The organism is Kitasatospora sp. NPDC088134 (genome assembly GCF_044741705.1).
Taxonomy (GTDB): Bacteria; Actinomycetota; Actinomycetes; order Streptomycetales; family Streptomycetaceae; genus Kitasatospora.
Genome location: NZ_JBIUTD010000013.1, coordinates 181,874 through 198,317, shown reverse-complemented (window position 1 = coordinate 198,317; position 16,444 = coordinate 181,874). Strand labels below are relative to the sequence as shown.

The following is a 16,444-nucleotide window of genomic DNA, read 5'->3' as shown; positions in this document are numbered from 1 at the left end:
GACCAGGTACGACAAGCGCGTGTACGTCTTCCTCGGCACCGTCACGGCCGCCGCCCTGGCCATCTGGCTCCGCTCATGATCGCACGGACAGAACCCCTAGTCGGCGGGCCCCGGCCGGGCGGGCAGGGGGCCGGGGCGGGTGGCCGGGGTGCGGCCGCGGACCTTGCGGGAGACGGAGGCGGAGCTGCCGAAGTTGGCGTCCCGGCCGAGCGAGGCGTGCATCCGGCGGAGCAGGGAGCCGAGTTGGGCGCGTTCGCCGCGGCTGAGGGCGACCATCAGGCCGTCCTGCACGGCCTCGGCGTCGGCGTGCAGGTCGGCCAGCGCCGACTCCCCGGCCGGGGTCAGCAGCAGCACCTCCTGCCGTCCGCCGCCCAGCTGGACCGCCATCGTCCGGACCAGCCCCCGGGCCAGCAGGTCGTCCAGCACCGCCGCCGGGGCCGCCAGGTCGGCCCGGCCGTGCGGGCCCGCCCGGTGCAGCACCGTCAGGACCTCGTGGTGCGCCCGGCTGCTGCCGCGCGCGGCCAGCCGTTCGTCGATCCGGGCCGCGGACTCCCGGGCCAGCACCGCGAGCAGGTGGACGGGCTGCTCGAAGGGATCGGACGACTCTCTCCTGCTGTCGAACAAGCCGGGTCCAATCGCGGGAACGGGAACGGGGTGGCACGCTCCCGGCGCCGACGGCCGGACCGCGGGCACGGCGGCAGGCCGGAACCGCGACGGGGCGGGGCCGGTGAGGTGAAGGTGCCCTCACTCTAGTGAGCGGGAGGGCCGCCGGTCTACATCGATGTCGTCCGCCCGCCCCGGGCCCGCCTCGTTCGCCCGCCCCCGGACCCAACGGGGTGAGGGGGCGTCAGGAGGCCCGGTCCGCCTCGTCGAGCAGGGCGCGCAGGGCGCTCTCGTCCTCGGCGGAGAGGGCGGAGACGAAGCGGCGCAGCACCAGCCCGCGGTCCGGCTCCCGTTCCAGCTCGCGGCGCATCCGGCCGGCCGCCAGGCCCGCGGCGTCGGCGACCGGGGCGTAGGCGAAGGAGCGGCCGGGGCGGGTCCGGGTGAGCCGCCCGCTCTCGTGCAGGCGGGCGAGCGTGGTGGCGACGGTGGTGCGGGCCAGCGGTCGGCCGAGCGCGGCCTTCACCTCCTGGGCGGTGAGCGGGCGCCCCGCCGCCCACAGCGCCGCCAGTACGTCGGCGACCAGTTCGCCGTGCGGCCGCCTGCCGTCCAGGCCGTCGATCGACATGCTTCTCCCGTCCCGCTCCCCGCGGACCCGCCCCGGGCCCCCGCCCCAGGGTACTTAGGTTTGCCTCATCTAACCTCATGCCCGGTCGGAAGCGCCACGGCGGCGGCTAGTTCGGCGGCGGTCGGCGGGTTGGCCCCGGCCCGGGACACCGTGACCGCGGCCGCCGCCGCGGCCGTCCGCAGCGCCGCCGCCAGCTCGGCCGGGCCGGGGCGGGCCGGGTCGAGCGAGGCCAGCACCGCCGACATGAAGGAGTCCCCGGCGCCGACGGTGTCCACCACGGCGGTCGGCGGCGCCGCGACCCGGACCTCCCCGTCGGCGCTCAGCGCGAACGCGCCCGCGCCGCCGAGCGTCACCACCACCGCCGCCGGGCCGAGCGCCAGCCAGCGGGCCGCGCTCTCCCGGACCGGCACGCCCGGGTACAGCCAGGCCAGGTCCTCGTCACTGGCCTTGACCAGGTGGCTCAGCGCCACGCACTCCTCCACCGCCGCGACGCCCGCCGCGTGCTCGCCGAACAGCGCGGGCCGCACGTTCGGGTCGTAGGACACCGTGGCCCCGGCCGCCCGCGCCGTCCGCAGCAGCTGCCGGGCCACCGCCGCGCCGGGCGCCTGCACCGAGGCCAGCGACCCGAGGTGCACGTGCCGGGCGGCCGGCACCGCCACCGGGCCCAGGCTCCACTCCACCGCGAAGGCGTACGCGGCCCGCCCCTCCGCGTCCAGTGTGACGACCGCCGTCGGCGTCGCCACCGCCCGCCCGTCCGTCCGCACCACGACCCCGCCCGCCGCCAGGTGACGGCGGATCAACTCGCCGTACGGGTCGGCGCCGAGCTGGGTCAGCAGGGTCACCGACCGGCCCAGCCGGGCCAGCCCGTAGGCGACGTTGGCCGGACTGCCGCCCGGGTGCGGCTGGTCCGGTCGGCCGGGGACGCGGACGATGTCGGCGACGCACTCGCCGATGACGAGGAACTCGGTCTCCGTCGGGGTGGGCTCTGCCATGGCGCTCGGCTGCTCCTGGATCGGTGTCGGAAGGTGAGTGTCGAGAATGGGGGTCGGGCGGCGCACCCGGCAACCGGACGCGCCGCCCGAGGGGTTGACGGACGGTCAGTCGCTCAGCACCACCTGGTCGACCATCAGGTGCCCCCACCCGCCGGTCGCGTCGTCCCGGACCTGCAACTGCGCGGTGCGCCCCCGCAGGTCGGTCAGGTCCCAGTCGACGGGGCGCAGCGCCCCGCTGTCGGCGCCGGTCGCGGTGCGCACGGGCTGCCCGTCGACCAGCAGGCTGACGGCGGTCGCGCCGGGTGCGCCCAGCGGGTGGTTGCCGCCGGCCACCAGCAGGTGCAGGTGGTCGCGGTCCAGGGTGAAGGGCGGCGAGGTGAGGGTGCCGGTGGCGCTGTCGCGGCCGGCGAAGGTGTCCAGGACGGCCGCGCCGACGGTGCCGGGCAGCTGCTCGGCGGTGGGGGCGGTGCCGGCCAGGTCGCCGGTGCCGGTCCAGCCGGGGGCGTAGCCGCCGCCCTCGAAGTCGGCGAGCAGCCGGGCGGGCCGCTGGGCGAGGTCGGCGTACTCAGTGACGGTGAGGTGGGCGAAGGTGGCGGGGCCGCCGGCGGTGAACAGCTTCAGCCCGTCGTCGGCGGGGTCGGCGAACACCTCGTCGGAGTGGACGTACCGGCCGTCGTCGACGAAGTACTCGACGCTGGTGCGGTCGACCAGCACCGTCAGGTGCGCGGTGGTGCGGGCCGGGTCCCACGGGGCGTGCGACTCCAGGTGCGCGCCGTCCGGGGACGGGTTGCCGGTCTGACGGCGATTCAGGTAGCTGTAGTCGTGGTAGATCCCGGCGTCGGCGTGCCGGGTGCCGTCGGCGGAGACCCGCAGCTGGACGCCGAGGTTGTCCAGGGCGCTCCAGCTGACGTCGGCGTCCAGCCGGTACGCGGTGCCCCGGTAGGGCAGCGTGCTGAGGCCGTTCACCTGCACGGTGCCCAGGTCGAGGGTCCGGGCGGCGTGCCCGGCGAGGGCCGGGGCGGGGCGGGAGGCCAGCGCGTAGCCGTCGGGGTAGTGCTTCAGGTCGAGCTGCCGGGTGATCGCGTCGGTGCCGTCGAAGCCGTCGGCGGCCCAGGTCGGGGTGGTGTACGGGTAGGTCCAGTTGTTCAGCCAGGCGGTGGCGTACCGGTGGTCGAGCGGGGCGGCCGGGTCCTCCCAGCTGACGCCCGCGTACCAGTCGAAGCCGTGGTCGAGCCACTGCGGGGCGGCCCGGTCGGGGGTGAAGGAGGTGCCGTCGAAGTCGCCGGTCCAGTAGGCGTAGGTGTTGGGGTCGCCGGTCAGGTAACCGTTGGCGCTGGCGCCCAGCACCCAGTGCAGGGTGCCGTCGTCGGCGCGCAGCCGGAACAGGTCGGGGCACTCCAGGGTGCCCAGGCCGGGGTGGGTGGAGTCGGAGGCCCAGGTCCAGTGCTTCAGGTCGGGCGAGGTCCAGAGGCTGACCTTCGTCCCCTCGGCGAGCAGCGCGACCCAGCGGTGCCGGTCGCCGTCCCAGACCAGCTTGGGGTCGCGGAAGTCCTTGCGGCCGCCGTTGGGCAGCACCGGGGTGTCGCCGTAGGGGCGGAAGTTGCGGCCGCCGTCGGTGGAGTACCAGAGGAACTGGGCCTGCGGGCCGGAGGCGTCGGCGATCTGCGCGGGGGTGGGGTGGTCCATCTGCGTGACCAGCACGACGACGGCGTTCGCGCCGAACCCGGCGGTGTTGCCGGTGTCGACGACCGCGGAGCCGGACCACAGGTCGTAGTTGGCGTTGCTCTGCTTCGGGGCGGCCACGCCCTGGTCGTGGAAGGCCACGCCGTCGGTGCTGGTGGCCTGCCGCCAGGCGGTGCCGATCGCCTGCCCGTAGTCGGCGTTGTAGAGGTAGTAGTAATGGAGGGCGCCGTCGAACCAGACCGGCCGCTGCGGGTCGTTCTTCCAGCGGTCGGGGACGGTGAAGTGGTAGCGGGACCGGTAGCTGTCCGCCGCCCGGGCCGGGGTGGGGGCGGCCCGGCCCGGGGCGACCACGGCGGCGGCGGTCAGCAGCAGTCCGCACAGGGCGGCGAGGCCGAGCCGCAGGGCGTGGCGGGGCCGGTGGAGCGAGGAGCGCGGGGTCATGCTCGACTCCTGGGTGGGGGAGGTGACGATCCGTCAGTTTGCTGGTGCGAGATGGTTGTTCAGGTTCTCGACGGTCAGGCGGTGGCCGTCCCAGGCCACCGGCATCGGGTCGCTCACCCCGCCGGCGAAGCCGCCGTCGGGGCCGGTGTGGTGGAAGGCCAGCAGGGCCCAGGACCCGTCGCGGCGGCGGACCAGCTTGCCGCTGTAGTAGCGGTCGTCGGTGACCTCCCGGGCCGCGTCGAGGTCGAACGGCCCGAGCAGGCTCTCCGCGGGGGCGGCCCAGATGCCGCCGCGGGTGCCGGTGGCGCGGCGCCGGTCGGAGGCGTGCTCGGCCAGGCAGGAGAACAGCAGCAGCGGCTTGCCGTCGACGATCTCGGTCTGGGTGACCTCCAGTTGGCCGAAGCCGTCCGCGGTGGGCGCGGACAGCGGCGGCCGCAGCTCCCAGTGGCGCAGGTCGGGCGAGACGGCGTGGCCGACGACGCCGCGTTCGAAGGCCGGGCCGGTGGTGGCCCGGGCGGTGATCAGCATGTGCCAGCCGTCGCCGTCCGGGTCGGGGAAGACCCACGGGTCGCGGAACGCCTCGTCGTGCCACTGCCCGCTGTCGAGGGTCTCGTAGTGGGCGGGGTCGGCGCTCAGCACCGGGTTGGCGCCGCACTTGTGCCAGGTCGTCAGGTCGTCGGAGGTGGCGTAGCCGATCCGCTGGACGTTCTTGCCGCCGGGGGCGCGGGTGGAGCCGGTGTAGAACAGGAACCAGGTGCCGTCCGGGTGCCGCACCACCGACCCGGTCCAGGTGGCGAGGTCGTCGAAGGCGGGGGCGTCGGCGCGGACCAGCGCGTCGGGGACCCGGGTCCAGTGCGTCAGGTCGGTGGAGACGGCGTGGCCGATCGAGGCGCGGTAGTGCCGGGCCTCCGGGTCGTGCAGGGCGCGCGAGGCGTACAGGAAGAACAGGTGGTGCCGCTCGCCGTCGTCGGCGAACCAGAAGTCCCAGACCCAGGAGTCGGGCAGCGCGAACATGGGGGCCTTTCGGGCAGGCCGCGCGGACCCTCGGCCGCGGTGGGCGGCGGGGTCGGCACGGGGGAGAGGAGAGGGGAGGAGGGCGTCAGCCCTTGACGCCGCTCGCGGCGACGCTGCTGACGAAGGCCCGCTGGAAGGCCAGGAAGACCACCAGCACCGGCAGCGTGATCATCGACGTGTACGCCATGACCTCGCCCCAGGCCGGGTTGTCCTGGAAGAAGTACTGCATGCCGACCATGACGGGGCGCAGCTTCTCGTCCTGGACCACCATGGTCGGCCACAGGTACTGGTTCCAGGCGGGCAGGAAGGTCAGGATCGCCACGGTGGCGAAGGCCGGGCCGGACAGCGGCACGACGATCCGGCGGTAGACGGTGAACCAGCCGGCGCCGTCGATCCGGGCCGCCTCGTCCAGCGAGGTCGGGATGGTGGAGAAGTACTGGCTGAACAGGAAGATCGAGAAGGAGTTCGCCACGAACGGCAGGATCTGCACCTGGTAGCCGTCCAGCCAGCCGATGTCCCAGACCACCGCGCCGTCCTGCAGGAACACGATCGGCAGGTGCGCGACCCAGTACACCAGCGGCACCGCGATGGTCTCGAACGGGACGATCAGGGTGGCGATCACGACGGCCGTCACCAGGCCCCGGCCGCGCCAGCGCAGCCGGGACAGCGCGAAGCCCGCCATCGAGTTGACGACCAGTCCGAGGCCGACGATCGCCACCGTCACGAACAGCGAGTTCAGCAGGAACCGGCCCACCGGCACCCGGTCGAAGACCGCCCGGTAGTTGTCGGCACCGATGTCGCCGACCGGCAGGAACGCCCGCCAGCCGCCGATGTCGGACAGCAACTGCCCGTCCGGCTTGAGGCTGGAGACGAACATGAACACCAGCGGGAACAGGAAGAACACCGCCAGCCCGACCAGCACCAGGTAGGACCACACCCGGCGCCGGCGGCGCAGCTGCCGCTCGGTCGCCCCGGTGCGCGCCCGCGGCGCGCGTACGCTCTCGGCCATGGGTCAGTCCTTGTCGCGGGTGAGGTGGCGCTGGATCAGCGCGACGGCGAGCACGATCACGAAGAAGACCAGGGACAGCGCGGAGCCGTACCCGATCTGCTGCTGGCGGTAGCCGGTCAGCACCGCGTGGTGGACGAGGGTGGTGGTGGAGTCGACCGGGCCGCCCTGGGTCATCACGTCGATCTGCACGAACAGGCCGAGCGCGGCGATGGTGATGGTGATCAGGACGAAGATCCTGGTCGGGCGCAGGCACGGCCAGGTCACGTCCTTGAACTGCCGCCAGGTGCCGGCGCCGTCCATCCGGGCCGCCTCGTACAGCTCGGCCGGGACGGTCTGCAGGCCGGACAGCCAGATCAGCATGTGGAAGCCGACGGCCTGCCAGATCGACAGCACGATGATGGCGAACAGCGCGGTGTGCGGGTTGTTCAGCCAGGCGGTGCCCTGCCAGGCGCCGAAGGTGACCGAGTCGATGAAGGAGTTCACCACGCCGTTCGGCTGGTACATGAACTTCCACAGGATCGACACCACGACGATCGAGGTCACCACCGGAATGAAGAAGATCACCCGGAACGCGGTGACGCCGCGGATCTTCTGGTTCACCAGCAGCGCCAGCAGCAGGCCGAACCCGGCCTGCACCGGCACCACGACCGCCGCGAAGGCGAAGGTGTTGGCCAGCGAGCGGAAGAACGCCGGGTCGACGGTGAACGCCCGGACGAAGTTGTCCAGGCCGACGAAGCGCAGCGGCTCCGGGGAGACCAGCCGGGCGTTGGTGAAGGACAGGGCGAAGCCCAGCAGCACCGGCACGATCAGGAACGCCAGCAGCAGCAGGACCGCGGGCGAGACCATCGCCAGGCCGGCGGCGGTCTCGCCGCGCCGGGTGGAGCGCCGGGACGGGCCCCGGGCGGGGGCCGCAGGGGGTACGGGGGTCATGGGGGGTGATGCCTTTCCGGCGGCGGGGTCCGGCGGCCGGGCGGGGGTGCGGGCCGCCCGGCCGCCGTCCGCCGCCGCGTCAGTTGCCGTGGCCGTCAGTTGCCGTAGCCGTTGTTCGACTTGATGTCGCTGTCGATCGCCTGCACGGCGGCGTCCAGGGCGGGCTTGACGGGGGCGCCGTTCATGATGTCCTTCGCCGCCTTCTCGAAGCTGGTCGAGACCACCGGGTAGCCGGGGGTGGCAGGGCGGGCCAGCGCGAACTTCTGCGACAGGACGGCGAACTGGCGCAGCGCGCCGTTCGGGCCGAAGTACTTGGAGGCGGCGGTGGCGCCCGCGGTGGCCGGGATGACCACCTGGCTGTCGGCGAACCGGGTGAGGTACTTGTCCTGGAAGCTGAACTCCAGGTACTTCCGGGCGCCTTCGGACTGCTCCTTGCCGCAGCCCGCCGAGATGCCCCACTGCCAGGAGCCGCCGCCGATCTTCGCGCCCTTGCCGAAGTCGACCGGCGGGAGGATCAGCAGGTCGGAGCCGACCTTGTCGAGGGCGTCCTTGGCGTTCCACACGCCGGTGTAGCTGAGCGCGACCTTGTCGTCGATGAAGTTCTGGTTGCCGACCGGGCCGTCGCTGTTGGCCCAGCCGTTCTTGAACGCCTGCTGGAACCAGCCGAAGAAGGACACCGCCTCCGGCCCGTTCAGCGCGCCCTGGGCGGTCTTCAGCCCGGAGCGGTCGATCTCGTCGCCGCCGGCGCTCTGCAGCATCGGCGAGTAGGCGTAGCTCCACCACTCGCCCTTGTCGGCGGCGCCCAGGTCGAGCGGGGTGCGGTAGCCGGCGTCCTTCAGCTTGCCGACCGCGGCGTCGAACTCGGCCAGCGTCCACGGCTGTTCGACGGTCGGGATGCGGATGCCGTTCTTCTCCAGCACCGACTTGCGGGCGAAGACCGACAGCGCGGCGTCCCAGTAGCCGGCGGAGTAGACGGTGCCCTTGTACCGGCCGACGGCGGTCGGCAGCAGCGAGTCGGTCAGCGCGGTCGGCAGCCCGAGCGGCTGCAGGTAGCCGGCCCAGGCCCAGTTGGGCATGATCGGGCCGTCCATGTCGATCAGGCAGGGCAGCTTGTGGGCGGCGGCCGCCGCGGTGACCGCGTCGTTGTACGAGCCCTGCGGGAAGTTCTGCTGGACGACCTGGTACTTCTGCTGCGAGCCGTTGAAGTCGTCGATGATCTGCTGGTAGACGGCCAGTTCGCCGGGGTTGCCCGCCGAGTGGGTCCACATGGTGATCCGGGTCGGCCCGCCGTCGGCGGCCGCGCCGTCCTGGCCGGCCCGCGCACAGCCGGTGAGCGCGACCGTACCCAGCAGGCTCGCCGCTGCTACCATCACGAGGGGATTGCGCACAGGTGGTCCCTTTCCGGGGGTCGACCGCCAAGCCGGTCCCCGAGTGAACGGCAGCGCCAACTGCCGTGCGGTTGTTCGGAAATACCGACAGTGCCAACTGCCGGTGTACGACGGCAGCGCCAACTGCCGTGTGCCGGGCGGCGGCGCCGACCGCCGCCCGTGGTTCTCGATCCACGGCAGGGCCAACTGCCGTGGTAATGCGAGGAGTTCGCCGCCGCTGTCAGCCCTCCGGCGGAGGCGGCGGCGGACCGACCGAGCTCCGGCGGATCACCGGGCACGGCATCCGGTGCGGTACGGCCGGGTCGGCCGCCCGCTCGCCCAGCGCGACCTCCATCGCCCACCGCCCCATCTCGTAGTGCGGCAGCGCCACGGTGGTCAGCGGCGGGTCCAGCTCGGCGGCGATCAGCTGCTGGTCGTCGTAGCCGACGATCGACAGGTCCTGCGGAATGCGCAGCCCGCGGTGGTGGGCGGCGGTGTAGGCGCCCATCGCCATCCGGTCGTTGAAGCAGAACAGCGCGGTCGGCCGGCGGTCGGCCGGCAGGTCGAGCAGCTCCCCGGCGGCGGCCCGGCCGCCCCCGGCGTCGGTCTCGCCGTGCGCGTGCAGTGCCGGATCGGCGGTGAGGCCCGCCTCGGCCAGCACCTGCAGGTAGCCCTCGTACCGGAGCCCGGAGGCCACCACCCCGGCGCCGCGCGGCGCGTCCAGGTAGCCGATCCGCCGGTGCCCGGCCGCCACCAGCTCCCGGGTCGCGGCCACCCCGCCCGCCCGGTCGTCCGGCACCACGGCCGGCCAACTCCCGTGCGCGGGGCGGCAGTCCAGGAAGACGCTGCCCTCGGCCAGCCCGGCCGGGGCATCCACCACCTGGTGCCACATCCGGGCGTACACCATCGCGTCCACCCGCTGCCCGGTCAGCGCCTCGACCGCCTGCCGCTCCTGCGCCGGGTCGCCGTCGGTGTCCACCAGCACCACCAGGTGGCCGTGCGCGCGGGCCGCGTCGTTCGCGCCCGCCAGCATCCGCCCGGCGAACGGGGTGGTGGCGATGGTGTCGGAGATCAGCCCGATCATCCTGGTCCGCCTGGTCCGCAGGCTGCGGGCCACCGAGTTGGGCGCGTAGCCGATCGCCTCGGCCGCCTCCCGGACCTTCGCCTGGGTCTGCGCCGAGATGCGGTCGCTGCCCGCCCCGCTCAGCACCATCGACACCGTGGCCGTCGACACCCCCGCCGCGGCGGCGACGTCCGACATCCGCACCCGAGCCATCGCCCACCCCCCGTGCCGTCGCCCTGTTTAATCGATTAACCGTCGGGAAGTGAGTATGCAATCGCGCCGAAACCCGGTCAAGGGGCGGGCCCGGCAGCGTTACCGCACCGCAATGCGGGCCGGGAACGCCCGCGCGCCGCCGCGAGCGCCCCGGACACGCCGACGGCGCCGCCCGCCCGCTGGCGGAACGGCGCCGTTCGTGCGCGTACCCTCCGTGTGGGTGCCCTCGTGGCGGGTACCCGAGGCGTCGGTGCCTCAGAGCACGTCGTGATGCCGGTGCTCCTCGACCACCACCTCGTCCACGCCCCGGCCCAGGTAGCGGCGGCGGCCCAGCACCCGGGCGTACACCACGACGCCGACCAGCCCCGCCGCCATCAGCACCACACCGACCACCGTCAGGTTGACGCCCGCCAGGTGCCAGTCCACCCCGAACGCCAGGATCGCCCCCACCGCCAGCAGGATGATGCATCCACCGATCCCCATGATCGCCTCCGTCCTCCACGCACTCCGGCCCCGGACCGGGGCCGCCCCGCGTCTACCCCGACCGCGCCGGGCAATGCCCCCGCCCGGGAAGGTCGCTGACACCCCGTCGGGCGCGGGTGCGCCGGGGACGCCGGCTCCGGGCCCCGGCTCCGGGACGCCCGCTCCGGGGCGGTCGCTCAGGCGGGGGAGGAGTCGCGCCGGTCCTCGACGTGGACGACCCGCAGCTCGGTGCCGTCCAGGTGGCGCTTGGCGCGCCCGCACAGCCCGACGGCCAACTGCTCCCGGCCCCCGGGCTCCTCGGGACCGACGTACGTGAGGACGTCGTCGTGGTGGCCGGTGACCACCCACCCGTCGGCGCCCTCGACGTCGATCACGCCGAAGTCGGCCGCCGCGGAGCCCACGTGCACCGGCCCGACCTCGCCGAGCAGCCGCACGGCCTGCTCGGCGAGGTCGCCCTCGGGGGCGGGCAGCACCACGCAGGTGCCGTGGGCGAACAGCACCCACGAGGCGCGGGGGTCGAGGAGAAGGCGCTTCCAGACATCGACGAGCAGCTCGGTTTCCATGGCCGCCATCGTGCCGCGGGGCACTGACGCCCGGCCGGGGCCGGTCGGGGCCGGTCGGGGCCGGTCGGGGCCGCCGGGGCCGTCGGCTGGGGCCGCCGTCGGCGCGGACGCCCGGGCTCCGGCGTGGTCATGAAGGACCTTCATGGGAACGGTCGAAAACATGCCTTGGCCCTATCGGGTCGGTTCGGGGGAGGGTCGAGGGGCGGCGGGGCGGTCCCGCCGACTGCTCCCGCACCTGCCTTCGAAGGGGATCCCCGTGCGTTTCCGTACCGCCACCGCGCTCCGCGCCGTTCTCGCCCTCACCGCCGCGACCGCCCTGGCCGCCGGCACCACCGCGGCCGCGCAGGCCCGCGACACCGACCGCCGGGCCGACCGGCACCGCACCGACCGGGCCTGGCCGCAGCGGCTGGTGGACCGCTCGCCGGAGCTGGTGCAGCCGAAGGCGCTGACCGTGGACCGGGCGCTCGGCGAGCGGCGGGCCGCCGAGCTGGTGCGGCTGACCCAGCAGCTCTACACCTTCTGGAACACCGGCCGCACCGAGTACCTGGACGCCGCCGTCGACCCCGCCTTCCGGGACAACACCCTGCCCGCCGGCCGCCCGCAGGGGCCGACCGGGCCGGCCTTCGCCTCGCAGGCGTTCCGGGCCGCCGTGCCGGACCTGACCTGCGAACTGTCCGACGTGGTGATCGCCGGCGAGAAGATCACCGCCCGGCTGGTCTTCCGCGGCCACTTCACCGGCACCTTCGACGGCCACCGGGGCCAGGGTCAGCCCGTCGAGTTCAACGCGATCGACATCCAGCACGCCCCCGGCGCCCGGATCACCGAGGACTGGCACCTGGAGGACAACCAGACCCTGCTGCGCCAGCTCGGCATCGCCTCCTGACCCGCCGTCAGGGGCCCGCCGCCAAGGGCCTGCCGTCAGGGGCCCGCCGGGGCGCCGTCGCAGGGTCCGGCCTCCAGGGCCGTGCGGAGGGCGGACAGGGTGCCGGCGAGCCGGGCCAGCTCGGCGGGGGGGACGGAGGCGGTGAGGGCGCGGAGGGCGCCTTCGATGACGGGGCGCCCGGCGGCCAGGCGCTCCGCGCCCTCGGGGGTGAGGCGGAGCAGCGAGGAGCGCCGGTCCTGGGGGTGCGCCTCGCGGCGGCACCAGCCGGCCTCGACCAGGCGGTCGACCGCCTTGCTGACGGCGCCGACGGTGATGGCGAGTTCGCCGACCAGGTCCAGCACCCGGCAGTCCGGCACCCGGTCGATCACCTCCAGGAACTCGAACTGGCCCAGACTCAGGCCGAGTTCCTCGCGCAGCCGGGCGCCGACCGCGTTGTAGAGCCGGGTCTCGACCCGGACCAGGTCGGCGAAGAGGGGAGTGATGCGGGTCACAGCACCTCCAATAGATTCCTTGGAATCATCTTCCGGGGAATGTGGTTGGATCGAGCAGAAGGATTCCACGGAATCAAGTTTCGCACCTCGAACCCCCGGAGGCCGCCATGTCCCGCCAGCAGCGCGAGCACCTGAACGCCGCGTACCGCTCCCGCCCCCGGCCCGTGACCCCGCCCACCGCCGAGGAGCAGCGGGCCGGCTTCGCGGCCGCCCTCACCCGCCCCGCCCTGGAGGACGTCGCCGTTCGCCGGACCGCCCTCGGCGGGCGCCCCGCCCTGGAGCTGGCGCCCGCCGGGACCGCCGGGCCCGGCCGCCTGCTCTACCTGCACGGCGGCGGCTACCTGGTCGGCTCGCCCGACACCCACGCCGGCCTGGCCGGCGAACTCGCCCGCCGCGCCGGGCTGCACGCGGTCTCGCTGGACTACCGGCTCGCCCCCGAGCACGTCTTCCCGGCCGCCGTGGACGACGGCCTGGCCGCCTACCGCGAACTGCTGGCCACCGGCACCGACCCGCGCACCCTGGTGCTGGCCGGCGACTCGGCCGGCGGCGCCCTGGCCCTGGCGACGCTGCTCGCCGCTCGCGCGGCGGGCCTGCCGCAGCCGGCCGCCGTGGTGCTGTTCTCCCCGTGGGTCGACCTCGCCCTGCGCGGCGGGAGCCTGCGCACCAAGGCGGACGCCGACCGGATCTTCACCGAGGCGGACCTCCGCGCCTACGCCGCGCACTACCTCGGCGCGGCCGACCCGGAGAACCCGCTGGCCAGCCCGCTGTACGCCGACCTCACCGGCCTGCCCCCGCTGCTGATCCAGGTCGGCGCCAACGAACTCGTCCTGGACGACGCCGTCCGCCTGGCCGCCCGCGCGGGCGCCGCCGACGTGGACGTCACCCTGGAGATCGGCGGCAACCTCCCGCACGTCTTCCAGCACCACTACGGCCGCCTGGAGGAGGCCGACGCCGCCCTCGACCGCGCGGCCGCCTTCCTCACCGCGCACCTCGGCGCGGCCGTCACCGCCGTCACCGCCGTCACCGCTTGAGGACGCGCCTACTGCTCCGCCTCGGCCGCGACCACGGTCCAGGTGTCGGCCGAGGCGTCGTCCATCCGGAGGTCGAACGCGAAGGCGAGCGGCCGGCGCGCGTGGGCGTCGCCGCGGAGCACCTGCTCGCTGCGCCGGTCGACCTCGTAGTAGACGCCCTCGGCGGCGACCGCGACCCGGAAGACGATCGGGTCGCGGGAGAGCAGTGAGCGCACCGTGACGGACTTGACGACGGCGTTGCGCAGCACGGTCCGGTTCGGCGTGCGGACGGAGGTGAAGTCCAGGCTGCCGTCGTTGAGCACCCACTCTTCGAGGAAGCGCTCGACCGCGACCTCCAGCACCGCCCGGTCGAACCGGCCGTCGAGCACGCTCAGGTCGCCGACGGCGGCGTCGGCGTCCGTGCTCCACGAGATGTTGGTGAGCGACAGCAGGTCGCCCGCGCCCCGGACCGCGGTCTTCCCGGCCACCTCCAGCACCGCCTCGCGGGCGACCTCCCGCTGGTCCCAGCCGTCGGTCTCGATCGCGGCGGTCAGGTGGTGCGCGCCCTCGGCCGCCTGCTCGATCGAGGAGACGATCCACTCCCCGGCCTCGTTCTTGCGCAGCGTCCAGTACTCGACCGGGTCGGTCGAACCGTCCTTGCGCGCGACGTCCGCCCCGTCGGCGCGGCGCACGTAGTCGTTGAGCGTCGCGGTGATCCGGAAGGTGACGGTGTCGTTCACCTCGCCCGCGCGGTTGGCGACGTCGACCAGCTCGACCACCGGGCCGGAGACGATCTCCACCACGTTGACCTCGCCGCGCGACGCGTAGTCGTCCAGCTCCTCGGCCCACTTGCCGTAGAGCACCGGGGACAGGATCTGCCGCAGCATCCCCCGGTCGTTCCGGGTCCACGCCTGCTGGGCGGTGGTGTACAGCCACCCGGCCCGCTGCTCCAGCGCGGTGCGCTCGAAGGTCGGGTCCGTCTCGGCGAGCGCGTCCACCCGGGCCCCGACCTGGGCGGCGCGCTCCCGGGCCTGCTCGTCGGCGCGGTGCGCCGCCCGGTCGGAGACCGTGTTCAGCCCGGCCGCCTGCTTCGCCTTCCGGCGCCGGTGCCGCAGCCACAGGAACAGGACCAGCAGCGCCACGATCACCAGCAGCACGAGGAACCCGCCGCCCCCGCCGCTGCCCGCCCCGAAACCGTGCACGAAGCCGACCCCGCCGCCCGTCCACCCGTGCGAACCGCCACCGCCGCCGCGGCTGCCGCCCCCGCCCCCACCGCCGTTGAAGCCGTGGCTGCCGCCTCCGCCGCGGGCGTACGCGAGCGTCGGGCTGCTCAGTACGACGACTGCAGCAACCACCGTTGTCCAGCGACGGGCGTGCACCGGGGCCCCCTCCAGAAAAAGAAACCTTTCTCCACGAGCCTACAAGCCACCCCGCCCACCCGACCCCGAGGCGGCGCATCGCACTTCCGTGCGCACCGGCACCCTCGGCCTCCGGCCGGAACCGTCCGCCACAGACCGATTGCCCCGCCCGCCGCGAACCGCCAGGGTGTGCCCCGTGCCGGGACAACGGAAGCGCAAGCGCAAGCAGGACGAGGAGCAGCGCCGCCACGCCGACCCGTACGCGGGCCGGGAGCGGCACCCGGTCGGCCGGTTCGCCGACCGCGCGGCCCTGCTGCAGCACGTCCGGCTGCTCCACGACCGGCACGGCCTCGGCGAGACGCAGCTGCGGGCCTCCGTCCCGCGCACTGACCCCGGCACCCCCGCCAGCACCCGCCCGGAGGTGCTCCTGCCGCCCGGCTGGACCCTCGGGCCCGACGGCACCCCCGTGCCGGCCCCACCCGGACGGGAGGCCCCGTGACCGGGGCGGCCTCCGGCGGCGGACGGCCGAACCGTCGCGGCGAACCGGGCAGGAGCCAGCAGGACCGGATGGGAGCGGGCGGGCGGCGGGGGTCGGCGCGAACGGACGGCCCCCGACCGGACACGCCTGCGGTGCCGGTCACGCGCGGAGACCGCCAGCAGGACAGGGCCGCCCGACCGGGCGGTCCATCGACCGCCGTCCCCCGCGGCGCAGCCGACCACCCCCGCCCCGACCGGCCAGGACGCCACCATCGACCGCCCCGGGGCCATCCGGACCCACGAGGTCGGCCCGGGCCCCGGTCGCGGGTCGGGCCGGGGGCTCAGCCGCCGGTGAACGCGATGCCGATCCCGCCGACCGGGACCTCCCCGCCGGACCGGTACTGGACGATCTCGAACGGCGCGAACGTCCCGGCCACCACCGGCCCGGGATCGATCGTGACCTCCAACGGCCGCCGCTCCCCGCCATCCAGGGTGAGCACGCAGGACAACTCGCCCTCGTGGCGGGCCAGTTCCCGCCCGTCCCGGTCGGTGAGCACCAGCAGCCGGGCCTCGGCCTCCACCGGCTGCGGGTCGCCGTCGAGGCGGAAGGCCCCCCGGCGCGACGGGGGGACGGGCCCCACGCCGATCAAGCAGTCGACCGGCTCCGGCAGCGGGTTGGACGCCAGGAACGGGAGGGTCCCGGTGCCGCCGGACGGCAGGGCGACGAGGTTGTGCTGCGCCCAGTGCCGGTCGTTGACGGGGTCGGCGATGTTCGTGCCCGGCGGGTCGAGCGGGTGCCAGACCTTGGCCAGCAGGCAGACGTGGTCGCCGGCGTTCGCGGGGACGAGCCCGGTCAGCGGGTCGGAGACTGCCTGCCCGCCGTGCGGCGGCACCTCCACGGTGGTGAAGCCGAGGAACTTGTCGGCGTCCGGGACGAGCGGGCCGCTGACGGGGGGCGACCACCACAGCCCCAGGTAGGCGATCGACTCGCTGTTGCCGCCCTGCCAGTTCCCGACCGTCACCTGGACGGTCAGCTCCGCCCCCGGCCGGAAGGCGGTGAGCGGCTGGATGCCGGAGCACAGGTACCAGCAGACCTCCGGCGGCACCGGCCGCACACCGTTGTCGACCGGGTGGGAGCCGGCCGGCAGGACCGGCGGCGGGTAGCTGTGGACGAACAGGTACGGCCGGTCGTCGCCGGTCCCCTCCGGCTCCTGGCCGTCGTTCCGCGCGGGCATGGCC

General features: G+C 74.5%; 17 protein-coding genes. 3 read left to right on the top strand and 14 right to left on the bottom strand.

All coding sequences use genetic code 11. The features are described from left to right. Positions 1-96: 96 nt before the first annotated feature. The 11 genes from ACIOHG_RS21735 to ACIOHG_RS21685 form a co-directional block, all read right to left on the bottom strand. On the bottom strand, positions 97-624 hold the full coding sequence (locus ACIOHG_RS21735; RefSeq protein ID WP_400953071.1) for a MarR family winged helix-turn-helix transcriptional regulator: 528 nt from the start codon (positions 622-624) through the stop codon (positions 97-99). Between the two features lie 223 nt (positions 625-847). Then, complete coding sequence (locus ACIOHG_RS21730; RefSeq protein WP_400953069.1) at positions 848-1,228, bottom strand: BlaI/MecI/CopY family transcriptional regulator; 381 nt, start codon at positions 1,226-1,228, stop codon at positions 848-850. 65 nt (positions 1,229-1,293) lie between these two features. Next, positions 1,294-2,220 carry a carbohydrate kinase gene (locus tag ACIOHG_RS21725; protein WP_400953067.1) on the bottom strand — a complete coding sequence of 309 codons (927 nt, stop codon included), beginning with the start codon at positions 2,218-2,220 and terminating at the stop codon, positions 1,294-1,296. A 105-nt stretch (positions 2,221-2,325) separates the two neighbouring features. Continuing rightward, a complete protein-coding gene (locus ACIOHG_RS21720) occupies positions 2,326-4,344 on the bottom strand; it encodes a glycoside hydrolase family 32 protein (RefSeq protein WP_400953065.1) in 2,019 nt (672 codons plus the stop codon). A gap of 33 nt (positions 4,345-4,377) precedes the next feature. Then, positions 4,378-5,358 carry a glycosyl hydrolase family 32 gene (locus ACIOHG_RS21715; RefSeq protein WP_400953063.1) on the bottom strand — a complete coding sequence of 327 codons (981 nt, stop codon included), beginning with the start codon at positions 5,356-5,358 and terminating at the stop codon, positions 4,378-4,380. An 85-nt stretch (positions 5,359-5,443) separates the two neighbouring features. Then, positions 5,444-6,367, bottom strand: coding sequence for a carbohydrate ABC transporter permease (locus tag ACIOHG_RS21710; protein ID WP_400953061.1), 924 nt, complete (start codon positions 6,365-6,367; stop codon positions 5,444-5,446). A gap of 3 nt (positions 6,368-6,370) precedes the next feature. Then, positions 6,371-7,297 carry a carbohydrate ABC transporter permease gene (locus ACIOHG_RS21705; RefSeq protein ID WP_400953059.1) on the bottom strand — a complete coding sequence of 309 codons (927 nt, stop codon included), beginning with the start codon at positions 7,295-7,297 and terminating at the stop codon, positions 6,371-6,373. A gap of 95 nt (positions 7,298-7,392) precedes the next feature. Continuing rightward, positions 7,393-8,685 carry an extracellular solute-binding protein gene (locus ACIOHG_RS21700; RefSeq protein WP_400953057.1) on the bottom strand — a complete coding sequence of 431 codons (1,293 nt, stop codon included), beginning with the start codon at positions 8,683-8,685 and terminating at the stop codon, positions 7,393-7,395. 220 nt (positions 8,686-8,905) lie between these two features. Continuing rightward, positions 8,906-9,940 (bottom strand): LacI family DNA-binding transcriptional regulator, encoded by a 1,035-nt coding sequence (locus ACIOHG_RS21695; RefSeq protein WP_400953055.1) that lies wholly within the window; start codon positions 9,938-9,940, stop codon positions 8,906-8,908. 255 nt (positions 9,941-10,195) lie between these two features. Next, positions 10,196-10,423 carry a DUF6458 family protein gene (locus ACIOHG_RS21690; RefSeq protein ID WP_400953053.1) on the bottom strand — a complete coding sequence of 76 codons (228 nt, stop codon included), beginning with the start codon at positions 10,421-10,423 and terminating at the stop codon, positions 10,196-10,198. A gap of 176 nt (positions 10,424-10,599) precedes the next feature. Continuing rightward, positions 10,600-10,986, bottom strand: a complete 387-nt coding sequence (locus ACIOHG_RS21685; RefSeq protein WP_400953051.1) for a hypothetical protein — start codon at positions 10,984-10,986, stop codon at positions 10,600-10,602. A gap of 256 nt (positions 10,987-11,242) precedes the next feature. Between ACIOHG_RS21685 and ACIOHG_RS21680 the strand changes: the two genes are divergently transcribed. Then, positions 11,243-11,869 carry an ester cyclase gene (locus ACIOHG_RS21680; protein WP_400953049.1) on the top strand — a complete coding sequence of 209 codons (627 nt, stop codon included), beginning with the start codon at positions 11,243-11,245 and terminating at the stop codon, positions 11,867-11,869. A 35-nt stretch (positions 11,870-11,904) separates the two neighbouring features. On the opposite strand, the gene ACIOHG_RS21675 is transcribed toward ACIOHG_RS21680, so the two are convergent. Then, complete coding sequence (locus ACIOHG_RS21675) at positions 11,905-12,360, bottom strand: MarR family winged helix-turn-helix transcriptional regulator (protein ID WP_400953047.1); 456 nt, start codon at positions 12,358-12,360, stop codon at positions 11,905-11,907. Between the two features lie 107 nt (positions 12,361-12,467). Here ACIOHG_RS21675 and ACIOHG_RS21670 point away from each other — a divergent pair, with 107 nt between their 5' ends. Continuing rightward, positions 12,468-13,391 (top strand): alpha/beta hydrolase, encoded by a 924-nt coding sequence (locus tag ACIOHG_RS21670; protein ID WP_400953045.1) that lies wholly within the window; start codon positions 12,468-12,470, stop codon positions 13,389-13,391. Positions 13,392-13,399: 8 nt separating this feature from the next. Here the strand turns inward: ACIOHG_RS21670 and ACIOHG_RS21665 are convergent, their stop codons facing one another. Continuing rightward, a complete protein-coding gene (locus ACIOHG_RS21665; RefSeq protein WP_400953043.1) occupies positions 13,400-14,725 on the bottom strand; it encodes a Tim44-like domain-containing protein in 1,326 nt (441 codons plus the stop codon). Positions 14,726-14,924: 199 nt separating this feature from the next. Here ACIOHG_RS21665 and ACIOHG_RS21660 point away from each other — a divergent pair, with 199 nt between their 5' ends. Then, positions 14,925-15,227 carry a hypothetical protein gene (locus ACIOHG_RS21660; protein WP_400953041.1) on the top strand — a complete coding sequence of 101 codons (303 nt, stop codon included), beginning with the start codon at positions 14,925-14,927 and terminating at the stop codon, positions 15,225-15,227. A 319-nt stretch (positions 15,228-15,546) separates the two neighbouring features. On the opposite strand, the gene ACIOHG_RS21655 is transcribed toward ACIOHG_RS21660, so the two are convergent. Then, positions 15,547-16,440, bottom strand: coding sequence for a hypothetical protein (locus tag ACIOHG_RS21655; protein ID WP_400953039.1), 894 nt, complete (start codon positions 16,438-16,440; stop codon positions 15,547-15,549). Positions 16,441-16,444 lie beyond the last annotated feature (4 nt).

Excerpts from the sequence above, each read along its gene's own strand:
- ACIOHG_RS21730 (WP_400953069.1), bottom strand. The coding sequence starts at position 1,228 with ATGTCGATCGACGGCCTGGACGGCAGGCGGCCGCACGGCGAACTGGTC.
- ACIOHG_RS21725 (WP_400953067.1), bottom strand. The coding sequence starts at position 2,220 with ATGGCAGAGCCCACCCCGACGGAGACCGAGTTCCTCGTCATCGGCGAG.
- ACIOHG_RS21720 (WP_400953065.1), bottom strand. The coding sequence starts at position 4,344 with ATGACCCCGCGCTCCTCGCTCCACCGGCCCCGCCACGCCCTGCGGCTC.
- ACIOHG_RS21715 (WP_400953063.1), bottom strand. The coding sequence starts at position 5,358 with ATGTTCGCGCTGCCCGACTCCTGGGTCTGGGACTTCTGGTTCGCCGAC.
- ACIOHG_RS21710 (WP_400953061.1), bottom strand. The coding sequence starts at position 6,367 with ATGGCCGAGAGCGTACGCGCGCCGCGGGCGCGCACCGGGGCGACCGAG.
- ACIOHG_RS21705 (WP_400953059.1), bottom strand. The coding sequence starts at position 7,297 with ATGACCCCCGTACCCCCTGCGGCCCCCGCCCGGGGCCCGTCCCGGCGC.
- ACIOHG_RS21695 (WP_400953055.1), bottom strand. The coding sequence starts at position 9,940 with ATGGCTCGGGTGCGGATGTCGGACGTCGCCGCCGCGGCGGGGGTGTCG.
- ACIOHG_RS21690 (WP_400953053.1), bottom strand. The coding sequence starts at position 10,423 with ATGGGGATCGGTGGATGCATCATCCTGCTGGCGGTGGGGGCGATCCTG.
- ACIOHG_RS21685 (WP_400953051.1), bottom strand. The coding sequence starts at position 10,986 with ATGGAAACCGAGCTGCTCGTCGATGTCTGGAAGCGCCTTCTCCTCGAC.
- ACIOHG_RS21670 (WP_400953045.1), top strand. The coding sequence starts at position 12,468 with ATGTCCCGCCAGCAGCGCGAGCACCTGAACGCCGCGTACCGCTCCCGC.
- ACIOHG_RS21655 (WP_400953039.1), bottom strand. The coding sequence starts at position 16,440 with ATGCCCGCGCGGAACGACGGCCAGGAGCCGGAGGGGACCGGCGACGAC.